We start from the raw sequence: 23,846 nt of genomic DNA on the forward strand, positions 1-23,846 counted from the left end.
GCGGCCTCCCTGGCCAACCGGGACTCTCGCCCGCCACGTTACTGGCCGGCGGCCTTGATCCGGCGCGGAACGGGTAGACGGCAGCGCCCGGGCACGGCCGCGTCGGCGCCCGGCGCCGGTCACTGCCACGGGAGATCGATGTCGGACACGCCGGGAAGCTCGGACGAACGGCCGGTCGAGGTCGTGGAGCTGCGGGTGCACGGCGTCTCGGGCGCCGGCCCCGAGCACGTGCTGGACCGGCCGAACGTGTACCAGGTGGCCGGTGACTCCAGCGGCGGCTTCTACCGGCCGCGGACCGGCTACCCGGACACGACCGGGTCGGGCGGGGTGCTGCTGGAGGCGTACCGGTGGCGGGATCTCCCCTCCGGCCGGGCGGTCCGCACGCTCTCCCTGGTGTTCCTGCTGCCGTTCATGCTCGGCAACCTGGCGATCTGGATGCACCCGTCCGGCGCCGGTCTGGCCGCCGCGACCGTGAAGGCGCTCTGCCGGCTGCTCGCGCTGACGCTCACGGCGGTGTACGTGATCGCGGTGGCCGGGGTGACGCTGGACCTGATCGCCTGGAAGTGCATGGGCTCGCCGCGGTGCCTGACCGGCCGGAACTGGCTCTCCTGGCTCGGCGAACGGCCGCCGGGTCTGCGGCTGGCGGTGCTCGCCCTGGTCCCGGTCGCGGCGGTGGCGCTGGTCTGGCGGCTGAGCAGCCGGCCGGGCTGGACCTACGCGTCGTTCCGCGGTCCCGCCACGACATCCGGCCAGCACCAGCTCACGGCGGTCAGCCAGTGGGACACGGCGCCGCTGGTCTCCCGGCTGCGGGCGATCCACGTCGCCGCGGCCTTCGCCACGCTGGACGCCGCCCTGCTCGCCGCGCGCTCCGCCGGGGGTCGAGCCTCCGTCGCGACCACCGCGCTGCTGGTGCTGACCGCGGCGGTGCTGGCCGCGTGCGTGGTGCTGGTCTGCGTCCACCCGCTGCTGGACCGCGCCACGCCGGCCCCGCGCGTGGATCGGAACCTGCGCCGCCTGCGGACCGCGGCGTGCCTGCTCACCGCCGCCGTCGTGGTCGTCGTGGTGGCCGAGCCCGGCCCCTGGGCCGCCGGGACGGGGCTGCCCTGGTACGGGGAGATCGTCACCCTCCTCTTCGCCACGCAGACGGTCCTCCTGGTCGTCCTCGGGGCGGCCGTGCTGTGGGCGCGCCCCCGGGTGCCGGGCGGTCCGCGCCTGCGGGCGCTCGGCACCCCGGTCATCATGGCCGTCGCCGCCGGGGCCGGGGTGGCGTACTCCGCCGAGCTGGTCTACCGGGTGGCGGACCTGCTGGACCGCGGCGCGCCCACCTCCGCGCGGTTGGCCACCAGCCCGCCGCTGGCGTACAAGTGGGCGATCTTCGCTTTCTTCGTGGGGGTGACGGTCGCCGCGGTGGCCGGTGTCGTCACGGCGCTGGCGTCCGGGCCCGCCCGCCGGCGTGCCGCCGCGGACATCGTGACCCGCGACCACCCCGACGCGCCGGTCGAGGCCGCCGGGCGGCTGCGTGAGGTCGAGAAGGTCATCGCGCGGGCCCGGTTCACCGAGCGGATGACCCCGCTGGTCCTCACCTACGCCGCTCTCGCCGGGCTCGGGCTGGCCACGAGCACCCTGGGGCTGGCGCGGTGGTATCCCGGTGACGTGATCGACCGCTGGGCGCCGATCCCGGCCGACCTGGTGAACTTCGGGATCGGCCTGGGCAGCTACGTGATCGCCGCGGCGATCGTGGGCCTGGTCCTGGGTGGCCTGTTCGCCTACCGCACCCCCGAGTTCCGCCGCTACGTCGGGGTGCTGTGGGACCTGGGCACCTTCTGGCCCCGGGCGGCGCACCCGTTCGCGCCACCCTGTTACGCCGAGCGGGCGGTGCCCGAACTCAGCCGCCGGATCAGCTACCTCACCGGGCAGGGGCAGACCGTGCTGCTCGCCGGGCACAGTCACGGCTCGATCCTGCTCGCCGCGACGGTGCTGCAACTGCCACCGGAGGTCTGCGCGCGGGTGGCGCTGCTGACGTCCGGTTCCCCGCTGTCCCGGCTGTACGCCCGCTGGTTCCCCGCCTACGTCAACGCCGACGTGCTGCACGAGATCGGCGAGCGGGTCGGCTGGCGGTGGATCAACCTGTGGCGCGACACCGACGCGATCGGGGGCTGGGTCTTCTCCCCGAACCGGCCGGGCGGGCCACCCCCGGCCGATGGCCCCGCGGGGTCGGTGGACTGGCGGCTGCGGGACCCCAGGGGCCTGGTCGCGCCGCCCAGTGACACCGTCCCGCCGCCGATCGTCCGGCACCTGCCGGGCGCGACGGATCCGCGGCACAACGAGGCCGTCCGCGAGCTGGCCGACCGGCTGCGCGACCTCGGCCCCGGCCCGCCGACCGGTTGACCACGCGGGCCACGACACGTCCGCCGGCGGGCCGGCTCACGGCTGCGCCGGGCCGGGTGCCGGCGCGGTCGTGGCACCGGCCGCCAGCAGTCGCTCCGCCAGCGCGCGACAGCGCCCCCGCAGCTCCGGCGGGTCGAGCACCTCGAAGTCGTGGCCCAGCAGCAGCACGTGCACGAGCACGAAGTCGAGGCTGCCGGCGCCACTCACGACCTCGCAGCGCTCGCCGTCGCGCGACCGGACCACGGCCGCCGACGCCGGGATCTGCACGCGCACCGTGTCGGCGGGCGCGTGCACGAGGAAGCGTGCCCGGTGCGGGTAGACCCGGCTCGCCACCCCCTCCTGCACGTGGGTCGCCGCGTCCGGCGCCGGGCGCGGGCGGAAGCGCCAGGTCCGGGCGGACACGTCGGTCATCCGGTCGACGCGGAAGCTGCGCCAGTCGTCGCGGTCGAGGTCGTAGGCGAGGAGGTACCAGCGGCGGTCGGAGGCGACCAGGCGGTAGGGCTCGACCCGCCGCCGTCGTGCCCCGCTCCCGGACGGGTAGTCGAAGCCGGCCTCGACCTCGTCCCGGCAGGCTCGGGCCAGGGTCATGAGCGCCTCGGGGTCGACCGGCGGGCGGCCGCCGCCGAAGGACTCCACCGAGCCGGCGAGCGCGCGCACGTCGTGCCGCAGGCGGGTGGGCAGGACCCGGTCGAGCTTGGCCAGCGCCCGGAGCGCGGCGTCGGCCGCCCCGGCGACCGCGCCACCGGCGCCGGCGAGCAGCGAGACCGCGGTGGCGATCGCCTCCTCGTCGTCGAGCAGCAGCGGCGGCAGGGCCCGCCCCGGGCCGAGCCGGTAGCCGCCCCCGACACCCTGGCCGGCGTGCACCGGGTAGCCGAGGGTACGCAGCCGCTCGACGTCACGCCGGATGGTGCGCGGCGTGACGCCGAGCCGGTCGGCCAGCTCGGGGCCGGTCCAGACCTGGCGCTGCTGGAGCAGCCCGAGCAGGGTGAGAACCCGCTCGGTCGTGCCCCGCTCCGCGCCGGTCGGCATGCCCATGTCCCGCATCCTCCCCGCAATAGCGGACCGATCCTGTCCGCCAGGGGTGCCAGAGTAGGCGAGAGACGCACCGACGAAACGGAGCAACGCGATGAGCCGCCACTTCCAGGTCACCTTCGACGCCCACGACCCGCGGGCGCTGTCGTCCTTCTGGCGCGACGTGCTCGGCTACGTCCACCCCGGCCCGCCCGGAGTCGATCTGCCCGCGGGCGCCGACCCCCTGGCCGCCTGGGACGACTTCCTGGCCCGGATCGGCGTGCCGGAGGAGCAGCGCAACACGCGGTCGGCCGTCGAGGACCCGGACGGGCACGGCGCGCGGCTGTTCTTCCAGCAGGTGCCGGAGGACAAGGCCGCCAAGAACCGGGTGCACCTCGACGTCCGGGTGGCGCCCGGACTGCAGGGCGAGGAGCGGATGGCGGCGCTGGAGGCCGAGTGCGACCGGCTCGTCGCGCTCGGCGCGAAGCGGGTGCGCCGGTACGAGCCGGAACCCCCGCTGAGCGCCGGCTGGATCACGATGACCGACCCGGAGGGCAACGAGTTCTGCCTGGATTGACGCCCGCGCCCCTCGGCACGGTCGCCTAGGTGGCGAGGTTGCCGTAGGTGGGCCGTCCCGCCGCCTCGTACGTCAGTTGCAGGGTGCCGTTGGGATGGCCCACCGACTCGGTGAGCCGGAACGCGGCCGGCATGGTGCCGTCCCCGAACAGGCGCTTGCCGCTGCCGAGCGTCAGCGGGTGGAGCCACAGGTGCAGCCGGTCCACGAGACGCAGGCGCAGCAACGACTGCACCAGGTCCAGGCTGCCGATCACGTGGAGCGCGTCGTGCCGGTCCGTCAGACCGGCGATCTCCTCGGCGAGGTCCCCGCCGAGCAGCATCGAGTTCTCCCAGCCGAGCGGCTCGGTCAGCGTGCGGCTCGCGACGTACTTGGGCACCGCGTTGAGCAGGCCGGTGAAGGGGATCTCCGCGGGCGCCGTCGGCCAGTAGCGCGCGAAGATCTCGTAGGTCCGGCGGCCCAGCAGCAGCGCGTCCATGCTCCTGGCCTGCGCGAACATGGCCTCGCCGGTCCCGTGGTCCACCAACGGCGCCTGCCACCCACCGTGGGTGAAGCCGCCGGCGCGGTCCTCGTCGGGCTCCCCCGGCGCCTGTGCCACCCCGTCCAGCGTCACGAACTCCGTCACGACCAGCTTGCCCATGGGACGCCGCTACGCGCCGGACTGCGGGGTGGCCATCGTCGTGCCCGAGCGCAGGGTCGCCAGGGCACCGCTCCACGCGGCCAACTGGTCGAGCATCGTGTTCACGGCGCCCACCTGGTGATCGCCCGGCTTGAAGACGCTGAAGTTCTCGAAGTCGGTGAAGAGGGAGAGCGCCACCTGGGCCCGTACGTCCGCCATCTGCAGCTCGGCGACCACCAGGCGCAGGTGCTCCACGGCCCGGGTGCCGCCGACGCTGCCGTAGCTGACGAACCCGGCCGCCTTGTTGTTCCACTCGGCGTAGAGGAAGTCGATCGCGTTCTTCAGCGCGCCGGAGGTGGAGTGGTTGTACTCCGGCGTGACGAAGACGTAGCCGTCGAACGAGGCGATCTTCTCGGCCCACCGCAGGGTGTGGGGCTGGGTGTACTGGCCGAGCGACGGCGGCGCCATCTCGTCGAGGTGCGGGAGGTTGAAGTCCTTGATGTCGACGAGTTCGTAGTGGGCGTCGTCGCGCCGCGAGGCGATCTCGTGAACCCAGCGGGCCACGGTCTCCCCGTTCCGCCCGGGACGCGTGCTGCCGATGATGATGCCGATTCTGGTCATTGCCCCGTTCCTTCCGTCCGTCGGCCCGGCGACAGCGGGCGCGGCCGGCGTGTACCCGGTTGGCATGGTTTCGAACGGCGTCACCGACGGCAGGAGTCACGCCTGGGCGGTCACGGGGAGGTCGTGATCCGCGTCAGTGACAGTCGCTGATCTGCACGTCCCGCGGGGACGGTGCGCCCTCGCCGGTCTCCACCAGCGACTTCAGGCTCATCAGGTACGAGCCCCATTTGGTGCTGCAGTGGTGCATGAACTCGACCGGCTCCCGCCAGCCCCGGTGCGCGAACAGCACGATCGTGTAGTCGCCGTCCTGGCGGAGGTGCCAGTCGACCGTGGTCCCGATCCACTCCTCGGGGCCGTCGACCACCCGCCAGGCCACGCGCTCGGCGGGCCGCAGCTCGACGACCTCCATGTCGAAGCCGCCGGGCGGGAACCGGAACTCGAGGACGCCGCCGACCTCGCCACTCCCCTTCGTGTCGTCGGTCCACCAACCGGCGAGTCCCTCGACCGTGGTCAGCGCGTCGTACACCTTGTCCGGCGTCGGGGTCACGACCCCGACCCGGTGCAGAATGTCCACCATCTCGACTCCCACTTCCTCCGGTCAGTCCGTCTGGGTGCGCTGGATCGACTCGGCGATCCGCTTGATCCGCCGCAGCCGGGCGTCCCACGCCGACCCGACCGACGACAGTTGGGCCACCGCCCGGGCGAGCTGCGCGTCGTCCACCCGGTAGCGCTTCTCGCGGCCGGCCGGCGTGGCCCGGACCAGGCCGACCCGGTCGAGCACGCCGAGGTGCTTGGCCACCGCCTGCCGGGTGACCGGCATCCGCTGGCTGAGCGTGGTCGCGGTGCCGTCACCGTCGACGAGCAGGAGGTCGAGCATCCGGCGCCGGGTCGGGTCCCCGATGGCGGACCAGAGGTCGTCGTCGACCTGCTCCACCAGCCCGGTGCTCACGCGCGCACCGGCAGCGTCGGGGCGTACGCCACCAGCCGCGGCAGGAAGAAGTCCCAGCCGCTGACGTGCTCCCGGTACTGCTGCTCCAGCACGGCCAGCTCCCAGCCCATCTCCCGGAAGCCGGTCTCGGTCATCCGGAGCAGGGTGCCGCTGCCCGACGGGGTCAGGTCGAAGGTGACCAGCAGCGAGTTGCCCACCGCCGCCGCCTCGCCGGCCGGGTGCGTCCACCGGAACGAGAACATCCGCGGCGGCCGGGCGTCGACGACGGTGAACGGCACGACGGTCCCGCCGGCGTCGCGGTCGCCGAAGACGATCTCGCCCACCGACCCGGGCGTCGGGTCGTAGCGGGCGTCGTCCGGCCACCACTCCCGGAGGTGGTCGGGGCTGCTCACCACGTCGAAGACGATCTCGGGCGATGCCTCGACGAAGATCTCGCGCTCGATGGTCCCGAATTCCATGACAACCTCCTGCAACGATTGGTTGCGCATGACGCTACCCCGGCGACCGCCTTGGCGCAACCATCGGTTGCACTAGGGGTGTCCCCGTCGCGCGGACACCCTAGGATGCGAGCGTGATTCACGTCACTGCGGGTCGGAAGCCGCTGCCGCTGCTCGCCGCCGCGATCGTCCTGGTCCTGCTCGGCGCGGGCGTGGCGTGGGGCGTGGACGGCGCGCTCGGGATACGCCACGCCCCCGCGGCCGTGCCGCACGAGGACGCCGCCGCCGCGCCGCGGCGGGCCGCCGCACCGCCGCCGCCGCTGGCGTCCGTGGTGGTGCCCGACGAGCCGCGCACCCGCAAGGCCGGGGCCGCGGTCGCCGACGCGCTCGCCGCGCGCGGCCTGCGCCGCCCGGTCGTCACCGCGGCCGGGCCGGCCGCCGCCACGACCCCGGCGAGCCGGGCCGCACCGGACCTCGCCGCGGTGACCACCCTGCGGGCGGCCGTGCGCGCCACGCCGGGCGCCGCGCCGGAGTCCTACCGGCTCGGCGTCCGCGGGACCGAACTGGCCGTCGACGGGAGCGACCTCGCGGGCGTCGCCGCCGGGCTGTACCGGCTCGCCGACCGGATCCGCTCCGGCGCCGAGGCACTGCCCGCCGCCGAGGCGGGACGGCTGATCACGCCCCGGCTCGGCCTGCGGCTCACCGACGCGGGCTCGGTGGGCCGCGAGCCGGACCCGGCCGCCTTCGCCGCGGGCGACGACTACAACCTGAACACCGACGTGGTGGGGCCGGCCCTGCTGCCCCGGGCGCCATGGGTCGACGCCGGCGCGGCGGCCCGCATCGGGGCGCAGTTCCGGCAGTTCGTCGACCACTCGGTGGCCCAGGGCTACAACGCCGTCGTCGTGCCCGGCTTCCTCGAGTACGTCACCTTCGCGAGGGTCGGCGACGGGCACGCGGTCTACCCGCCCGGGGACACCCACGTCGACCGCGCGCGGGCCATGGTCGCGGCGTTCGGGCCGGTCTTCGGGTACGCCGAGGAGATGGGCGTGAAGGTCTTCCTGCTCACCGACATGCTGGCGGTGTCGCCGCCGCTGGAGGCGTACCTCACGCGGACCGTCGGCGGGCTCGACGTGGCCGATCCCCGGCTCTGGACCGTCTACCAGGCCGGGCTGGCCGAGCTGTTCGAGAGCTTGCCCTTCGTCGACGGGCTCATGGTCCGCGTCGGGGAGGGCGGCGCGGTGTACGCCGCCGACGGCTGGGACTACTCGTCGAAGCTCGCGGTCACCACGGCGGCGTCCGTGCGCGCGATGCTGCGGGCGCTGCTGGACACCGCGGGGCGGGCCGGCCGGGAGGTCGTCTTCCGGACCTGGACGGTCGGCGTGGGCGCCGTCGGCGACCTGCACACCAACCCGGAGTCCTACGCGCGGGTGCTCGGCGGGTTCGACGACCCGCACCTCATCGTGTCCACCAAGTACACCCTCGGGGACTTCTACAGCCACCTGCCGCTGAACACCACGCTGCTGGCCGGTGCGCACCGCCGCATCGTCGAGTTCCAGGCCCGGCGCGAGTTCGAGGCGTTCGGCTCGCTGCCCAACGACCTCGGCCCGCTGCACCGCGAGGCGCTGCGCGCGTTCCTCGCCGCCAACCCGAGGGTCGAGGGCGTGTGGAACTGGACCCAGGACGGCGGCCCGCTCCGCGCCGGGCCGATGTCGCTCTACCTGCGCACCGGCTTCTGGCAGCTGTACGACCTCAACACGTACGCCGTCGCGCGGCTGGCCTGGGACCCGGACACCGATCCGGCGCAGGTCACGGCGGACTGGGCGTACCGCACGTTCTCCGCCGACCCGGACACCGTCGCCGCGATCGGGCAGGCCATGGCGCTGTCCCGGGCGGCGGTCACCCGGGGCCTCTACATCGGGCCGTACGCCGACCGGTCGGTGCGGGCGCTCGGGCTGGAACCGCCGCCGATGATGTGGATCTTCGAGTGGGACATCCCGACCGGCGACTCCGCCGCGCTGGACAGCATCTACGCGGTGACCGGCGGCCGGGTCGACGCGGCGATCGAGGAGGGCGGGCAGGCCGTCGCGCTGGCCCGGCGCATGCGTGACCTGGTGGCCGCCACCGACCGGACGACGTGGCGGGACGCCGCGCTGCGCGAGCGGTTCACCGCCACGCTCGACTACCAGGTGAACCTGTTCGAGACGCTGGCCGCCTACCGGACCATGGTGCTGCGGCACGCGCAGTGGCTGGACACCGGATCCCCGGCCGCCTACGACGGCTGGCGGGCGGCGGCGACGGCGTACCGGGACGCGCGGGACGCCCACCGGCAGCGCTACGGCGGCGACCTGGACCTGCCCGCGTACCGCTTCACGGCGGCCGACCTCGGTGCGGAGCGTGCGGACCGGGATCCGGCCATGGCCTGGGCGGCCCGCGTGCTGCTCGCCCTGATCCTGGTGGTGGTGCTGCTCGGCCTGCGCGGGCGGGGGTTCGGTGGCGCCGCCGCGCGCGGGCTGCTGCTGGGCGCGCTCCGGCCGTGGCGGATGGCCGCGCTGCCGGCGCCCGCGTCCCGGGCGGACCGGCTGCTCGTCTGGCTGGTCCCGGCCGTGGTCCTGGTGGCGAGCCGGCTCGTGTTCACCTGGTTCGCCGCCCCCGCCCACCTGCTGGTCACCCTCGGCGGGTGGGCGCTGTTCGCCCTCGTCGTCCGCCTCGCCGTCGGCCGGCGGGACCCGTTCCACCTGTGGGCCGTGGTCGGCGGCGTCGCACTGCTGCGCAGCGTGCTGCTCCTGGCGGCGCTCGCCGGGCGCGGTCCCGGGCGCTACTGGTTCGCGTTCTGGACCGCGCCGACCTTGCGCGGGGCCTACCTCACGGTGGCCTTCGCCGCGTTCGGCTGGCTGTTCGTGGCCACCGCCGTGGTCCTCCGCGACCGCTACGGCATGCGACGGCGCCGCGCCGTCGGGCTGACCCTGACCGCCGCGGGCGTTCCGCTCGGCGTGCTGGCCGGCCTCGTCGCGGTGATCGGCCTGGAGCGCGCCCTGACCGTGTGGAACGACCAGCTGGCGCTGCTGCCCTGGGGGCTGTCCCGCATCCTCGGCATCACGGTCTACCTGGGCATTCCCACCGGCCTTCCGGGGTACGCCGCCGGTGCCGGAGTCGCCCTGACCGCCGCCGGTCTGCTGCTGTCGATCGGGAGGCGGACCGCCGGACCCGCTCCGGCGGGTGAGGGCCGACCGGTCCCGGTGTCCGAGGTTGGACCCGGCCGGGCGGGGTAGACCGCCCGAGCGGCGGGGCCCTCCTCGGCCGGGTACGCCCCGGTCTGGAACCCCAGGCTACGACTCGGGGGGCCCATGTCGGAGGCAGCAGCGCGGGACGGGCCGGTGCCGTCCCAGGACGTGGTGGAACTGCGGGTGCACGGGGCCTCCCGGGCGAGCGCCGGCGAGGTCCTGGACCTGCCACGGACCGAGCAGGTCGCGGGCGACCGCAGCGGCGGCTTCTACCGGCCCCGCCGCCCGGCCTCGGGCACCGGCCGGACCGGGCGGGTGACGCTGGAGGCGTACCGCTGGGCCGACCTGCCCGCCGGGACCATGGCCCGGACCGTGTCGCTGGTGTTCCTGCTGCCGTTCATGCTGGTCAACGTGGCGATCTGGATGCGCCCGGCGAACCGGGGCTCCGAGGCGACCGTCCGGTCCCTGTGCCGGTTGCTGGCGCTCACGCTCACCGCGCTGTACGTGCTCGCCGCCGCCAGCGTCGCGCTCGACCTGATCGCGTGGAAGTGCCTGACCTCGCCGCGCTGCCTGGCCGGGCGGGGCTGGTTGTCCTGGCTGGGCGGGCGGCCGGTCGGGCTGCGGCTGGCGGTGCTGGCGCTGGTGCCGGCCGCCGCCCTCGGCCTGCTCTGGCGCGCCAGCACGCGCCCGGGGCGGGTGTTCGAGGCGTTCCGCGCCCCCGGGCCGACAGCCTCCGGCTGCCCGCTCGGCGCCGTCGGCCGGTGGGACGCGGAACCGCTGGTGGGCCGCTTGCGCTCGATCCACGTCGCGGCGGCGTTCGCGACGCTGGACGTCACGCTGCTCGCCGCCCGGGCCGCACCCGGCGCCTCGCCCGGCACCATCGCGCTGGCGGTCGTCACCGGGGCGGTCCTGGTCGCCTGCGCGGTCCTGCTCTGCACTCCCCCGCTGATCGACCGGTCCGCCGCGGACCGGCGACTCGACCGGGTCGCCCGCACGCTGCGGACGACCGCCGTGGTCCTGACCGTCGTGGTCACGGGCCACGTCCTGACCGGCCCGGCGTCGTGGCGCGAGGCCGGCGGCCTGCCCGGCTACGACGCGATCCTCACCGGGCTGTTCGTCATCCAGACGACCCTGCTGGCCGCCCTGGGGGCGGTGCTGCTGTTCCCGCGCCGGAACCGGCGGACGGGCGCCGCGCCCCTGCTCGGGCTGGGGGCGCTGGCGATCGCGGCCGCCGCCATCAGCCTGGCGGTGGCCTACTCCGCCGAGCTGGTCTACCGGGTCGCGGACTTCCTGGACCGCGACGCGCCGACCGCGGTGGGCGTGGCCGACTGGCCGCCGCGGGCGTACACCTGGGCGATCTTCGGCTTCCTCCGCGCGGCGCTGATCACCCTGGTCCTCGCGGGCCTGGTGATCCTGATCTCCCGGCCACGCCGGTTGGCCGCCGCCGCGGCGGTCGTGGCACGCGACCACCCGGATCCGCCGCCGGGAGCCGGGCCCCGGCTACGGCAGGTGCAGAAGGCGATAGCCCGGGCCCGGTTCACCGAGCACCTGATACCGCTGGCCGTCATCTACGCCGGCCTCGCCGGGATCGGCACGGCCACCACCACCATCGGCCTGCTGGAGCTGTGGCCGGGTGACGTCTTCGAGCGGTTCGCGGGGGTGCCGGCCGACCTGGTCACCTTCGTCATCTCGTTCGGCAGCTGGGTGATCGCGGCGATCATCGTCGGCCTGCTGCTCGGCGCGGTCTTCGCCTACCGGACCACCGGGTTCCGGCGCCACGTCGGCATCCTGTGGGACCTCGGCACGTTCTGGCCCCGTGCCGCCCACCCGTTCGCGCCGCCCTGCTACGCCGAACGCGCCGTGCCGGAGCTGGCCCGGCGGATCGGCTACCTGGTCGAAAGCGGCAACGCGGTCCTGCTCACCGGGCACAGCCACGGCTCGGTCCTGGCCGCCGCGACGGTGCTCCAGTTGCCGCCCGAGGTCAGCGGCCGGGTCGCGCTGCTCACCTACGGGTCGCCGCTGCGCCGCCTCTACGCCCGGCTCTTCCCCGCCTACGTCGACGACGAGGCGCTGCACGAGATCGGCGCCCGGGTCGGCTGGCGGTGGCTCAACCTGTGGCGCGACACGGATCCCGTCGGCGGCTGGATCTTCGCCGACCACCCGCCCGCCGCGCCGGACGCGACCGGGTATCCGGCAGCGACGGTGGACCGCCGGCTGCGGGACCCGGTCGCCGTGGTGGCGCCACCGGGCGACAGCGTCCCGCCGCCGATCCAGGGGCACCGGCCCGCCGAGTCCGACCAGCCGTTCATCGCGGCGGTGCATGAGCTGGTCGAGCGCCTCGGCGAGCCGCCGGACCAGGGCGCCGTCGACTGACCCGCCCGGGTCAGTGGGCGGCCTTCAGCCATTCCCGGTAGTGCGTCGGTGCCAGGTGTGCGTCCGGGCCACCGGTGAGCACGTCGCCGTCGACGACCGCGAACATGCCGGCCTTGTCGTCGACGACGACGTTCCGGTCGTCGCCCTGCGCGGCCAGGGTGATCCGCCCGAGGTCGTCGAGGGTGAAGACGTCCGGGCCGGCGACGTTGCGGATGCCGTTCAGCGGGGCGCCGGTGGCCACGTCGACGACCGCGGCGACGACGTCCGCGGCGGCCATCGGCTGGACGGGGGTGGCGGGCAGGCGGACGGTCGAGTCGTCGGAGGTCCAGGACATGATCGCGTTGACGAACTCGAAGAACTGCGTGGCCCGCACGATGGAGTACGCCGTCGGGCCCTGCCGGAGCAGCTCCTCCTGCAGGGTCTTGGCCCGGTAGTAGTCGAGCTGCGGCACCTGGTCCACACCGACGATCGAGAGGACCACCTGGTGCCGGACGCCGGCCCGCGCCCCGGCGGCCAGCAGGTTGGTCATGGTGGTGCGGAAGAAGTCGAGCGAGGCCTCGTCGAAGGTCGGCGAGTTCGCGACGTTGACGACGACCTCGGCGCCCTCCAGCGCCCGGTCCAGCCCCTCGCCCGTGAGCAGGTCGACGCCGGTCGACGGCGCCGCGGGGACGGCCTCGTGCCCGGCGGCGGTCAGCTTCTGGACCACCTGGGAGCCGATCAGTCCGGTGCCACCGATGACCGTGAGCTTCATGGTTCTCACCCTTCCACGACGCGCCGCACGGCACGCCGGCTTCGTCGAGGCCTCGCTCGAACTCGGATAACTCTTGTCCGGGACTCTAGTCGGATAGTCTTTGTCCGAGTCAACGAGGGGGTGCCATGAAGCTGTCCGGCGGGGTCGAGTGGGCGTTGCACTGCTGCGTGGTGCTGACCACGGCGACGGAGCCCGTGCCGGCGGCCCGGCTCGCGGAGCTGCACGACGTCTCCGGCAGCTACCTGGCCAAACAGCTGCAGGCGCTCTCCCGCGCCGGCCTCGTGACCTCCGTGCAGGGCAAGGCCGGTGGGTACGTGCTGACCCGGTCGCCCGAACTGATCACCGTCCTCGACGTCGTCACCGCCGTCGACGGCGCGCAGCCCGCCTTCGTGTGCACCGAGATCCGCCAGCGCGGCCCCCTGGCCACGCCGCGGGAGACCTGCACCCGACCGTGCCCCGTGGCCCGCGCGATGGCCAGCGCCGACGCCGCCTGGCGCGCCGCCCTCGGGGCCGTCACCATCGCCGACCTCGCCCACGACGTTGACGAAGACTACGGCCCCACCGCGCTCGCCGGCATCCGCGGCTGGCTCAGCGGGCCGGACGGGGACGACACCGCGGACCAGCACCGCGTTCCTTGACGCGCGGCTCAGTAAGCCGTAGCTTACCGTTCGTGGCTACTTACCAAACGGGCGATGGTTGGGACGCCCTGGGTGATCCCACCCGGCGCACCATCGTCGCGTGCCTGGCCGAGCGACCCCGTGCCGTCGGCGAACTCGCCGACGAACTGCCGATCAGCCGGCCCGCGGTGTCCCAGCACCTCAAGGTCCTCAAGGAGGCCGGGCTGGTCACCGACCACGCGGCCGGCACCCGCCGGGTCTACCGGCTCAACCCGGCCGGCGTGGCCGCCCTGCGCGACCAGCTGGACACCTTCTGGAACCGCGCGCTGGCCGGCTACCAGGACCTCGTCGAACAACCCACCGAGGAGACCCCATGACCGAGGCAACATCCGCAGTGGTCCGCCGGCAGATCGTCGTCGAGGCGCCGCTGGAACGCGCGTTCACCGTGTTCACCGAGCGGTTCGGCGACATCAAGCCGCCGGAGCACAACCTGCTCGGCGCGCCGATCGTCGAAACCGTGTTCGAGCCCAAGGTCGGCGGCCACATCTACGACCGGGCCGTCGACGGCAGCGAGTGCCGCTGGGCGCGCGTGCTCGCCTACGAACCGCCGGACCGGGTGGTGTTCAGCTGGGACATCAGCCCGCAGTGGCAGGTCGAGACCGACCCGGACAACACCAGCGAGGTCGAGGTGCGTTTCGTCGCCGAGACTCCGCAGCGCACCCGGGTGGAGTTGGAGCACCGGCACCTCGACCGGCACGGGCCGGGCTGGCAGTCCGTCCGCGACGGCGTCGGCCACGACGAGGGATGGCCGCTCTACCTCGACCGCTACGCCGCCCTTTTCACCCCGGGCAGCTGACCTGCCCCACCGGGCATGTCTCGACCGGTGGCGGGTATCGCCACGGCCCGGCCGCCACGCCGGCCGGGCCGTGGCGAACCGTGGGCCGACCGGACAGGAGACGCGCATGTCGCACGAACCAGGCGTCGCGGAGCCGCCCACCGTCCGGCGCACCGAACTCCAGCGGCACCCGGCCTCCGTGCCCGGCCGGCTGATCGTCCAGACGTTGTTCGAGATTCCGGTGGGACTCGCGTCGGGCCGGCACCGGCACCCCGGTGAGGAGGTGGGCTTCCTCATCCACGGTGTGATCGCCATGGAGTTCGACGACCGGCCCACCCTGACGATTCACGCCGGGGAGCCGTTCCTGATCCCGCCGGGAGTCGTCCACAACGCCCGGAACATCACCGCCGACGTCACCACCATGATGCTCTCGACGTATCTGGTCGACGAGACCCAGCCGCTGGTGACGCCCTGCGACTGACGGACCGTCGGCCGTCAGGGGAGGAGCGCGGTCAGGTCGGCCACCACGGCGGAGGGCGGCGGCATCGCGGCCATCTCGTCGCGTACCTCGCGCGCCGCCCTCGCCAGCGCCGCGTCGGTGACGAGCCGGGCCAGGACGTCCGGCGTGATCGCCCGGGCGGCCACCCCGAGTCCGGCGCCGCGCCGCGCGACCACCTCGGCGTTGTGCCGCCGGTCGCCCGGGCCGGGCACGACGAGCTGTGGCACGCCGGCCGCCAGCGCACCCAGCACGCTGCCCGCCCCGCCGTGGTGCACGCACGCCGTCGCGTGCGGGAGCACCCGGTCCAGCGGCACGCGGCCGACCGTCCGGACGTTCGCCGGCAGCCGCGGCAGCCGGCCGGGCGGACGGACCAGCACGATGTCGGCGTCCACCGTGGGCGCGGCCGCGACGATCGCGGCCGTCGGGTCGCCGCCACCCGGACCGGCGACGGTGCTGCGGCTCACGACGACCCGGGGGCGCTCCCCGGCCCGCAGGAGCCAGTCCGGCACCTCTCCCCCGCCCGAGTGCGGCACCGCCCGCATGGGCAGCCCGGGTCTCGGCCCGGTCAGGCTCGGCGGCGACACCGTGATCGTGGCCGCCGGAGCGCCGATCCGGTGCCGCCGCATCGGCCCGCTCGCCGCCACGGCCGCGACGAGATCGGCGGCGGGGAACAGGTTGTTCTCCTGCAGGACGCCGGGAATCCCGACCCGTTCCGCGGCGACGGCCCCGGCCACGGCCAGCGGCTCGTAGACGATCAGGTCGGGGCGCTCCCGCCGGGCCAGCGCCACCACGGCGTCCACGAACGTGGCGTTGGCGGCGCCGAACAGCTCACCGACGACGGCGGCGCCCGCACGCCCGGCCAGCTCCCGGCGGGCCAGCAACGGATGTCGCAACAGCACCCGGCCCGCGATGCGACCGAACGCGAACCCCGGCGCGACGTCGTGCGCCGGCAGGCCACCGAGGTCGACCGCGAGCGCGTCGCCGCCAGTCGCGACCAGCACGTCGTGGCCGGCGTCCCGCCAGGCGAGGCCGAGCGGGACCAGCGGCAGCAGATGCCCCTGCAACGGCGCGGCGACGATCAGGACCCGCATGGCCCCATTCAAGCGGACGACGCGCGACGCCGTCGAGCGTGGACGTGGGCGGGGCGGAGCGGGCAGACTGCTGGCATGACGCGAGGCACCGCCCTGGTCCGGCGACCCGGCGACCGGCTGGCCGAAGGGCTGGTGACCCACATCGAGCGCACCGACGTGGACGTCGCGCGAGCCCGGCGCCAGCACGAGGCCTACCGGGCCGCGCTCGCCGGCGCCGGCTGGCAGGTGCGCGAGGTCGACCCCGCCGACCAGTGCCCCGACGCCGTGTTCATCGAGGACACCGTGGTGGTCTGCGCCGGCCTGGCGGTCCTGACCCGGCCCGGTGCGCCGGAACGCCGCCCGGAGGTCCCCGGCGCCGAGAAGGCGGTCCGGGAGGCCGGCCTGGAGGTCGTACGGATCGAGGCGCCCGGCACGCTGGACGGTGGCGACGTGCTGCAGATCGGCACCACGGTCTACGTGGGCCGAGGGGGCCGCACGAACGACGCGGGCATCGCCCAGCTGGGCGCCCACCTGGCGACCCGCGGCCGCACGGTGGTCCCCGTCCCGCTGCGGAACGTGCTGCACCTCAAGTCGGCCGTGACCGCGCTGCCCGACGGCACCCTCCTGGCGCTGCCCGACCTGCTCGACGCGACCGCGCTGCGGCAGCCGATCCACGCGGTCGACGAGGAGGCCGGCTGCCATGTCGTACCACTCGGGGACGACCTCGTGCTGATGGCCGCGTCGGCGCCGCGCACCGCGGCGCTCGTGGCGGCCCTCGGCTTCACACCGGTCGTCGTCGACATCGACGAGTACGAGAAGCTCGAGGGCTGCGTCACCTGCCTCAGCGTGCTGATCCCCCACGCCTGACCCAGGCTTTGTGACCCAGGTCACAACGAGTGAACTTTCCTCTGCCGGCCACGTCCGTAGCCCCTGGATACCCCTCGCGTTCATCCAGGGAGAATCATGCGTTCAGTTCGCACGTTATCGGCGCTGGCACTGCTGGTGCTGGGCGTCTCGGCGGCGGCTCCGGGCAGTTCACCGGCGTCCGCGCAGCCCCGAGCCGCGACGCCGACGACCACACCCCCGGTCGCGTCCCAAGCCCGGACAGTCACCCTGCTCACCGGCGACACCGTCCAGGTCGGCACCGTGAACGGCCAGACGGCCGTGAACGTCGTGCCGGGCAAGGGACGGGAACGGATCCCGTTCATCACCCACAGCGCCGGCGACGACGTGCGGGTCATCCCCGCCGACGCCGTCGGCCTGCTCAACCGGGGCAAGCTCGACCAGCGGCTCTTCGACGTCTCGATGCTGGTCGACTTCGGCTACGACGACACCCGGGCCACGTTGCCGCTCATCGTCCAGCACAGCGGCGCCGCCCCCGCCGGCCTCGCGGGGGCCCGGACCACCCGGCAGCTCGGCGGGGCCAGCGCCGTCGCGGAGAGCCGCGCGGACGCCGTCTCCTTCTGGAACAGCCTCACGTCCACGAGCGGCACCGAGCGGCGCCTGCGGGCCGGGTTCGACAAGGTCTGGCTCGACGGGCTGCGCCACCCCACCCTCGACGTCAGCGTCCCGCTCACCGGCGCGCCGGAGGCCTGGAAGGCCGGCTGGACCGGGACGGGGGTGAAGGTCGGCCTGATCGACACCGGCGTCGACCAGACCCACCCCGACCTGGCCGGCCACGTCGCCGCCGCGGAGAACTTCACCGCCGACCCGGACGCCCTCGACCGGGTCGGGCACGGCACCCACGTCGCCTCCACCATCCTCGGCAGCGGGGCCGCGTCGCAGGGCCGCTTCACGGGCATGGCACCCGGCGCGACCCTCTACAGCGCCAAGGTCTGCGTGGCGGAGGGCTGCCCGGAGTCGGCGATCCTGGCCGGCATGACCTGGGCGGCGCAGCAGGGCGTCAAGGTCGCCAACATGAGCCTCGGCGGCCCGGACAGCCCGGAGACCGACCCCATCGAGGCGGCCCTGGCCGACCTCACCCACCGCTACGGCGTGCTCTTCGTCGTCGCCGCCGGCAACAGCGGTGAGGGCGGCGAGTCCACGGTGAACTCGCCCGGCGGCGTGAGCGAGGCGCTGACCGTGGGCGCCGTGACCAAGACGGGCGAGCTGGCCGATTTCTCGAGCCGGGGCCCGCGCGCGGGCGACGCCGGCATCAAGCCGGACGTCACCGCTCCCGGCGTCGGCATCGTCGCCGCCCGCAGCTCGACCTCCGACCTGTGGCCGAATGCCGAGAACCCGCAGTACACCAGCCTCAACGGCACCTCGATGGCGACTCCGCACGTGGCCGGCGCGGCGGCGATCCTGACCCAGCAGCACCCGGACTGGACGCCGGAGCGGATCAAGGCCACGCTGATGGCGGCCGCGAAGCCGAACGCCACAATCGGTGTCTACGAGCAGGGCGCCGGTTTCCTCGACGTCGCCCGGGCGACCCGGCAGACCGTCACGGCGAGCCCGGTCAGCGTCGCCTTCGGGCGGACCACCACGGCACAGCAGCAGACGATCACGTACGCGAACAGCGGCCCCTCCGCCCTCACCCTGGCGGTCTCCCTCGACGCGAAGGACGCCGACGGCGCCCCGGCGCCGGCGGGCCTGTTCAGCCTCAGCGCCGACTCGGTGACGGTCCCGGCGGGCGGCACGGCCAGCGTGACGGTCACCGTGCAGTCCGGCGCCGGCCTGCCCGACCGCTACGTCGGCGGTGAGGTGACCGCCACGGGCGGCGGCGCGCAGGTGCAGACCCCGGTGGCGCTCGACGTCGCCCGGCACCGGCTGAGCCTCAAGCTCCTCGGGCCGGACGGCGGTGCGCCCACCCCGGACCAGGGCTGGGTGACGCTCCTGACCGACCTGGACCGGCAGACCACCACGGTCTTCGACAACCCCGCGACCACCACCTACCAGGTCCGCGCCGGCCGCTACCTGGTGCAGACCTACCTGTTGACCGGCGACCCGTTCCTCCCGCAGGTCACGTCGCTGATGCGCCCGAGCCTCGACCTGGCCACCGACCAGGCGCTGACCATGGACGCCCGCCTGGCGAAGCCCGTCGTGGTGTCGGTGCCGAACACCGAGGCCACCGCGGTCCACCAGGAGTTCGGCTGGACGATCCGGACCGAGCAGCCGCAGATCTGGGGCAGCAACGACCCGTTCGGCGTGCTGATGGGCCTCCCCTTCGACCACCTGCGGACCGCGCAGATCGGGGCCGGCAGGACGCCCGGCTTCGTGTCCTACGTCAACGGGATGTGGGGCCAGGTCGCCGAGGACGGCACCCTGCACAACAGCCCGTACGCCTACCGGGTCTACCTCTACGAGCCGCAGAAGATGATGACCGGGCTGACCCGCAGGCTGCGCGCCGGCGACTTCGCCACGGTCCGGTCCCGGATCAGCGCGGACGTGGCCGGCGTGCCGGTGGCGCGGACCGCGGTCGCGCACGCGCCCGGCAACTCGCCGGTCTACCGGGACGAGCGCAACATCCCGCCGAGCTTCACCTACGACGTGCCGAGCACCGTCACGGAGTACTACAACCAGGACAAGCAGGCGGTGTGGCAGTCGACCTCGTCCCAGCTGCGCTACACGTACTACGAGTCGCCGTGGACCAGCTTCCGCCCCGGGCGCACGTACGACGTGAGGTGGGCCAACGGGGTGGCCGGGCCGGTCTTCCCGGAGCCGAACTTCGGCCAGCAGTTCGCCACCCGCTACTGGGGCGACACGCTGGGCGGCCCGGGGCCGCTGCACGGTGACGGCACGGGGCACATGGGCTTCCGCCATGTTCGCGGTGGCAGCGTGCAGGTGGACCTCTACCGCAACGGGGTCAAGATCGGCGACGCGAACCAGACCCCGTGGGTGTGGGACGTGCCCGCCGAGAAGGGTGACTACCGGCTGGCCGCGACCTTCCGCAGCGACCCGGAGTTCACCCTGTCCACCGTGGTCGACGCCGAGTGGACCTTCCGGTCCGCGCACGTGCCCGACGGCGAACTGGTGAAGCTGCCGATGACGGCGATCCGGTACAGCCCGGAGCTCGACATCGACAACCGGGCGCCGGCCGGCCGGCTGTTCGCCATCCCGGTCTCGCTCGACCGGCAGGTCGGGGCGGCGCCGGGCCGGACCCGGAGCCTGACCGTCGAGGCGTCCTTCGACGACGGCCGGACGTGGCAGCGGCTGACCGTGCAGCGGCACGGCGAGAAGGCGGTCGCCTGGGTGCGCAACCCGGCCGGCTCCGGCTTCGTCTCGCTGCGGGCCGCCGCCGCGGACACCAGCGGCAACACGGTCAAGCAGACCGTGATCCGCGCCTACCGGTACTGAGGATCGGCCCGGACGCGGCGCCCACCGGCGCCGCGTTCGGGGCCACCGGCGCCAGCGCAGCCCTCGCGGCGCCGGCCAGGCCCAGGTGGTGCCTGCTCAGGCCGCCGTGAGACCGGTGCGCAGGGCGCGCAGGGCATGGTGGGTCCGGGACTTCACCGTACCGATCGGCACGCCCAGCCGGCCCGCGACCTCCTCCGGGGAGCGCCCGATGAGGAAGACCTCGGAGAGCAGGCTGCGCTGCGCCGGGCTGAGCCGGCGGAGCGCGCGCCGGACGGAGTGCGACGCCAGCGCGGTGCCGGTCGTGTCGTCGCGGGCGGGGATCCAGGTCATGTCGACGAGGTGGACCTCGGCCGGGCGGCCGCGCCGCCGCCGGACCCCGTCGATGACGAGCCGCCGGGCGACGGTGAGGAGCCACCGGCGGGCGGCGTCGGGCTCGTCCGGCACCGCGTCCAGGTGCCGCCAGGCCCGCAGCATCGTCTCCTGGAGCAGATCCTCGGCGGTCTGCCGCTCGTCGCGGGTCAGCAGGAGCAGAAGACGCAGCACGGCACGGGCGTGGTCCGCGTGCAGGGCGGTCATGCGCTCGGCCCGGCCGGCCGGTGATCCGTCGGGTGCCCGCAGCACGATCGCCCCCATCCGCAGCAACAACGGTGAATGAGGCAGGAGCCTAGGGACGGCGGGTGTCAACGGACTGACGCGCGAGTGCGAATCGAGTGCCGTCGCCGACCGCGATCGGTCACCGACGCGGCGTGGCCGCCGCGAGCAGTCCGGCCAGCCGCCGGCCGGTCGGGGTGTGCGCGTACGGGATCAGTGCCGTCCCCTCCCGCCACGCGCGTACCGCGGCCTCCTGGTCGCCCTCGGCGGCGAGGGCGTCGCCGAGCAGCGCCAGCACCTCCGCGGCCGGCGCGGCGGCCGCGGCGTCCTGGTAGGCGGCGGCCGCCTCGCGCCAGCAGTCGATCGCCCTGCCGACCTCCCGGCGGGCGGCGTACGCCTTCCCGAGCGCCTCCCACGCCTCGGCGACGCCCAGCCGGTACCGCGCCCGGCGCGACAGCGCCATCGCCTGCTCGGCGCAGCGCACGGCCTCGTCGTCCCGGCCCAGCTCGGCGTTGCTCGCCGCCATGATCACCAGGGCGTCCGCGAGCAGCTTGTCGTCCCCGGCGGTCCAGGGGCCCAGCGTCGCGGAGACCGTCCGGACGACCTCCTCGTGCCGCCCCTGGGCGCTCAGGATCATCGCCCGGTTGATCGTGGCCCGGGTCAGCTCGCCGGACAGGCCGAGCCGGGCGAGCAGCGCGAGTGCCCGGTCCAGATGCGCGAGTGCGATCTCGTGCTCGTGCCGGAAGTAGGCCGCGCCGGCCAGGCTGCGGTGCATCCGGGCCTGCCCGATCAGGTCGCCGCCCGCGCGGGCGGCCTCCAGGGCCACCTCGCCGGTCGTCGTCCAGTCGGCCCACCGGCCGCTGCGGTCGAAGAAGTGCTGCATGCCCAGGGCGAGCTGCCAGGCGTCGGTGTGCCGGCCCTGCCGTGCGGCCCGGCCGACCAGCGCGATGAGGACCTGCCGCTCGGCGGTGAACCAGCGCATGGCGTCGTCGTGGCCGGCGAAGCGCAGCGGCGTCTCGCCCGGCCCCGGGTCGATCAGCGGGTGGCCTTCGGAGGTCAGCAGTCGGCGGTGCGCCTGGTAGCCGGTGGCCCGGTAGAACCGCAGGCAGCGCAGCTCCGCGGCGGCGCGCTCGGCCGGGCCGTCGTGCTCCTCGCCGAGTTCGGTGGCGTAGGACAGCAGCAGGTCGTGGGTGCGGTAGCGGCCGGGCGGGTCCTCGCTGACCAGGTGCGCGCGGCTCAGCTCGCCGAGCAGCGCCCGCGCGGTCCGCAGCGGGACGCCGGCCAGGCCCGCCGCGCCGGCGACCGAGAGGTCGGGGCCGGGATGGACCGGCAGCAGCCGGAAGAGCCCTGCGGCCGGGGCCGAGAGCGCCCGGTAGGACCAGGAGAAGACGGCGCGCACACCGCTCTGCGGGTCGTCGCCGTCGAAGCCGTCCAGGCTCCCGGGTGTCGCGGCCAGCTCCGCGGCGATCTGCGCCGGTGGCGTCCTCGGCAGGCTCGCCGCGCGGGCGGCCACCACGGCCAGCGCGAGGGGCAGCCGCCCACAGGCGGCGATGATGGCGTCGATCGCGGCCGGGTCCGCCGCGACACGGCCGGCGCCGAGCGGGCGCGACAGCGCCGCGCGGGCCTCCTCGACGCTCGGCAGGCCCACCGGCAACGGATGGGCTCCGGCCGTGGTCAGCAGGCCGCTGAGTCGGCTGCGGCTCGTGACGATCACCAGACAGCCGGGGCTGCCCGGCAGCAGGTGCCGGATCTGCTCGGCGTCCCGGCAGTTGTCGAGCACGATCAGCATGCGCCGGCCGGCCAGGCTGCTGCGGTACAGGCCCGCCTGGGCGTGCAGCTCGGCGGGAATGCCCTGCTGCGGCACCCCGAGCGAACCGAGGAAGCCGCGCAGCGCCTCGGCCGGGCTCATGGCCGGCTCCCGCCCGTCATATCCGCGCAGGTCGACGTAGAGCTGCCCGTCCGGGTAGTCGGCCGCGAACCCGTGGGCGAGGTGGATGGCGAGGGCGGTCTTGCCGACCCCGGGCATGCCGTCGATCGCGAGCACCGCCGGCCCGTCCGGCCGCGCGACCGCCGCGCGGGCGTCCGCGACGAGGTCGCCCCGCCCGGCGAAGAAGGGCAGGTCCGGCGGTAGCTGCGCGGGTCGCGGCAGGGGCGCCGGCGATCCGGTACGCGGCGGCCGGGTGCGCTGATGCAGCAGCCGGTCGTACGCCTCCCGCAGCTCCTCGCCGGGGTCGACGCCCAGCTCCTCGGCGAGCCGGCGGCGCACCACCCGGTACATCTCGACGGCTTCCGCCTGGCGGCCGTCGGCGGCCAGCGCCAGCAGCAGGCGGCTCTGCAGTAATTCGTCGAGCGGGTGCTGCTCGGCCGCCTGCCGCAGCGGCCCCAGCACCGCGCCCATCCGCCCGCATTGCTCGGCGGCGTCGGCGGCCTCGCGCACGGCCTGGGCGCGTTCGTCCTCCACGGCGAGGAACGCGGGATGCCGGAGGGAGGCCGGTTCCAGACCGGCGGCGCACCGGCCACGCCACAGCCGCAGCCCGTCGAGGGCGTGCCGCAGCGCCGCCTCCGGGTCGCCGTCCTGCAGGCTCGCGGCCGCCCGCCGGCTCAGCGACCGGAACCTCAGCAGGTCGAGGGACTCCTCGTCGGCGCGTAGCCGGTAGCCCGACAGCTCCCGGAAGAGGTGCCGGCCCACCGACCGGGTGGGCAGGCCGGGTTCGAGCAGCCGCCGGAGCATCCCGACGTGCCGGTGCACGACGTTCGCGGCGCTGACCGGGGCCTCCTCGTCCCAGAGCAGGTCGACCAGCTCGGCGAGGGAGACCGGCTGCCCGGCCCGGGCCAGCAGCAGGGCGAGCACCAGGCGCTGCTGGCGGGCGCCCAGGCGGAGCTCGGCACCGGCGCGGACGACCCGGATCGGGCCGAGCACCGAGAAACCGATCGCCTCGCCCGCCTCCCCCTGCACAGCGGCAACGGTAACCGGCCGACCTGCCGGCGCAGCTC

General features: G+C 74.8%; 20 protein-coding genes. 10 read left to right on the forward strand and 10 right to left on the reverse strand.

Annotated elements, in window-relative coordinates:
* Positions 1 to 138: 138 nt before the first annotated feature.
* Complete coding sequence (locus GA0070214_RS04245; protein ID WP_091259166.1) at positions 139 to 2,388, forward strand: hypothetical protein; 2,250 nt, start codon at positions 139 to 141, stop codon at positions 2,386 to 2,388.
* Between the two features lie 36 nt (positions 2,389 to 2,424).
* On the opposite strand, the gene GA0070214_RS04250 is transcribed toward GA0070214_RS04245, so the two are convergent.
* Positions 2,425 to 3,423 carry a helix-turn-helix transcriptional regulator gene (locus GA0070214_RS04250; RefSeq protein WP_091259168.1) on the reverse strand — a complete coding sequence of 333 codons (999 nt, stop codon included), beginning with the start codon at positions 3,421 to 3,423 and terminating at the stop codon, positions 2,425 to 2,427.
* A 91-nt stretch (positions 3,424 to 3,514) separates the two neighbouring features.
* Between GA0070214_RS04250 and GA0070214_RS04255 the strand changes: the two genes are divergently transcribed.
* On the forward strand, positions 3,515 to 3,976 hold the full coding sequence (locus GA0070214_RS04255; protein WP_091259170.1) for a VOC family protein: 462 nt from the start codon (positions 3,515 to 3,517) through the stop codon (positions 3,974 to 3,976).
* A 25-nt stretch (positions 3,977 to 4,001) separates the two neighbouring features.
* Here the strand turns inward: GA0070214_RS04255 and GA0070214_RS04260 are convergent, their stop codons facing one another.
* From GA0070214_RS04260 to GA0070214_RS04280, 5 genes are all read right to left on the reverse strand, one after another.
* Entirely contained in the window at positions 4,002 to 4,613 is a 612-nt protein-coding gene (locus GA0070214_RS04260) for a dihydrofolate reductase family protein (protein ID WP_091259172.1), read from the reverse strand.
* Positions 4,614 to 4,622: 9 nt separating this feature from the next.
* Entirely contained in the window at positions 4,623 to 5,213 is a 591-nt protein-coding gene (locus GA0070214_RS04265; protein ID WP_091259174.1) for an NADPH-dependent FMN reductase, read from the reverse strand.
* Between the two features lie 133 nt (positions 5,214 to 5,346).
* Positions 5,347 to 5,790 carry an SRPBCC family protein gene (locus tag GA0070214_RS04270; RefSeq protein WP_091259176.1) on the reverse strand — a complete coding sequence of 148 codons (444 nt, stop codon included), beginning with the start codon at positions 5,788 to 5,790 and terminating at the stop codon, positions 5,347 to 5,349.
* Positions 5,791 to 5,811: 21 nt separating this feature from the next.
* On the reverse strand, positions 5,812 to 6,162 hold the full coding sequence (locus tag GA0070214_RS04275) for an ArsR/SmtB family transcription factor (protein ID WP_091259178.1): 351 nt from the start codon (positions 6,160 to 6,162) through the stop codon (positions 5,812 to 5,814).
* The gene (locus tag GA0070214_RS04280) at positions 6,159 to 6,620 is read right to left on the reverse strand and encodes an SRPBCC family protein (protein WP_091259180.1); all 462 of its coding nucleotides are present in this window, start codon (positions 6,618 to 6,620) and stop codon (positions 6,159 to 6,161) included. The genes GA0070214_RS04275 and GA0070214_RS04280 overlap by 4 nt, the downstream gene beginning before the upstream one ends.
* Before the next feature lie 113 nt (positions 6,621 to 6,733).
* On the opposite strand from GA0070214_RS04280, the gene GA0070214_RS04285 reads away from it, so the two are divergent.
* Positions 6,734 to 9,868: a hypothetical protein gene (locus tag GA0070214_RS04285; protein WP_139141743.1), complete on the forward strand. Its 3,135-nt coding sequence runs from the start codon at positions 6,734 to 6,736 to the stop codon at positions 9,866 to 9,868.
* A 75-nt stretch (positions 9,869 to 9,943) separates the two neighbouring features.
* Positions 9,944 to 12,193 (forward strand): hypothetical protein, encoded by a 2,250-nt coding sequence (locus GA0070214_RS04290; RefSeq protein WP_091259182.1) that lies wholly within the window; start codon positions 9,944 to 9,946, stop codon positions 12,191 to 12,193.
* Between the two features lie 10 nt (positions 12,194 to 12,203).
* On the opposite strand, the gene GA0070214_RS04295 is transcribed toward GA0070214_RS04290, so the two are convergent.
* Positions 12,204 to 12,944: an SDR family oxidoreductase gene (locus tag GA0070214_RS04295; protein ID WP_091259186.1), complete on the reverse strand. Its 741-nt coding sequence runs from the start codon at positions 12,942 to 12,944 to the stop codon at positions 12,204 to 12,206.
* A 125-nt stretch (positions 12,945 to 13,069) separates the two neighbouring features.
* Between GA0070214_RS04295 and GA0070214_RS04300 the strand changes: the two genes are divergently transcribed.
* From GA0070214_RS04300 to GA0070214_RS04315, 4 genes are all read left to right on the forward strand, one after another.
* Positions 13,070 to 13,582: an RrF2 family transcriptional regulator gene (locus GA0070214_RS04300; RefSeq protein ID WP_091259188.1), complete on the forward strand. Its 513-nt coding sequence runs from the start codon at positions 13,070 to 13,072 to the stop codon at positions 13,580 to 13,582.
* A gap of 32 nt (positions 13,583 to 13,614) precedes the next feature.
* Positions 13,615 to 13,938 (forward strand): ArsR/SmtB family transcription factor, encoded by a 324-nt coding sequence (locus tag GA0070214_RS04305; protein ID WP_208602631.1) that lies wholly within the window; start codon positions 13,615 to 13,617, stop codon positions 13,936 to 13,938.
* Positions 13,935 to 14,417 carry an SRPBCC family protein gene (locus GA0070214_RS04310; protein WP_091259190.1) on the forward strand — a complete coding sequence of 161 codons (483 nt, stop codon included), beginning with the start codon at positions 13,935 to 13,937 and terminating at the stop codon, positions 14,415 to 14,417. The genes GA0070214_RS04305 and GA0070214_RS04310 overlap by 4 nt, the downstream gene beginning before the upstream one ends.
* A gap of 106 nt (positions 14,418 to 14,523) precedes the next feature.
* Positions 14,524 to 14,877 carry a cupin domain-containing protein gene (locus GA0070214_RS04315; RefSeq protein WP_091259192.1) on the forward strand — a complete coding sequence of 118 codons (354 nt, stop codon included), beginning with the start codon at positions 14,524 to 14,526 and terminating at the stop codon, positions 14,875 to 14,877.
* A gap of 14 nt (positions 14,878 to 14,891) precedes the next feature.
* Here the strand turns inward: GA0070214_RS04315 and GA0070214_RS04320 are convergent, their stop codons facing one another.
* Positions 14,892 to 15,986: a nucleotide disphospho-sugar-binding domain-containing protein gene (locus GA0070214_RS04320; protein WP_091259194.1), complete on the reverse strand. Its 1,095-nt coding sequence runs from the start codon at positions 15,984 to 15,986 to the stop codon at positions 14,892 to 14,894.
* 75 nt (positions 15,987 to 16,061) lie between these two features.
* On the opposite strand from GA0070214_RS04320, the gene ddaH reads away from it, so the two are divergent.
* Positions 16,062 to 16,832 carry a dimethylargininase gene (gene ddaH, locus GA0070214_RS04325; protein ID WP_091259197.1) on the forward strand — a complete coding sequence of 257 codons (771 nt, stop codon included), beginning with the start codon at positions 16,062 to 16,064 and terminating at the stop codon, positions 16,830 to 16,832.
* A gap of 96 nt (positions 16,833 to 16,928) precedes the next feature.
* Positions 16,929 to 20,261, forward strand: a complete 3,333-nt coding sequence (locus GA0070214_RS04330) for a S8 family peptidase (protein ID WP_091259199.1) — start codon at positions 16,929 to 16,931, stop codon at positions 20,259 to 20,261.
* A gap of 96 nt (positions 20,262 to 20,357) precedes the next feature.
* Here GA0070214_RS04330 and GA0070214_RS04335 read toward each other — a convergent pair whose 3' ends face one another.
* Together GA0070214_RS04335 and GA0070214_RS04340 are read right to left on the reverse strand one after the other, a co-directional pair.
* A complete protein-coding gene (locus tag GA0070214_RS04335) occupies positions 20,358 to 20,894 on the reverse strand; it encodes a sigma-70 family RNA polymerase sigma factor (protein WP_091259200.1) in 537 nt (178 codons plus the stop codon).
* A 100-nt stretch (positions 20,895 to 20,994) separates the two neighbouring features.
* Positions 20,995 to 23,808, reverse strand: a complete 2,814-nt coding sequence (locus GA0070214_RS04340) for an AfsR/SARP family transcriptional regulator (RefSeq protein WP_091259201.1) — start codon at positions 23,806 to 23,808, stop codon at positions 20,995 to 20,997.
* Between the last annotated feature and the right edge of the window lie 38 nt (positions 23,809 to 23,846).

Source organism: Micromonospora chaiyaphumensis (genome assembly GCF_900091435.1).
In the GTDB taxonomy this organism is placed as follows: domain Bacteria; phylum Actinomycetota; class Actinomycetes; order Mycobacteriales; family Micromonosporaceae; genus Micromonospora; species Micromonospora chaiyaphumensis.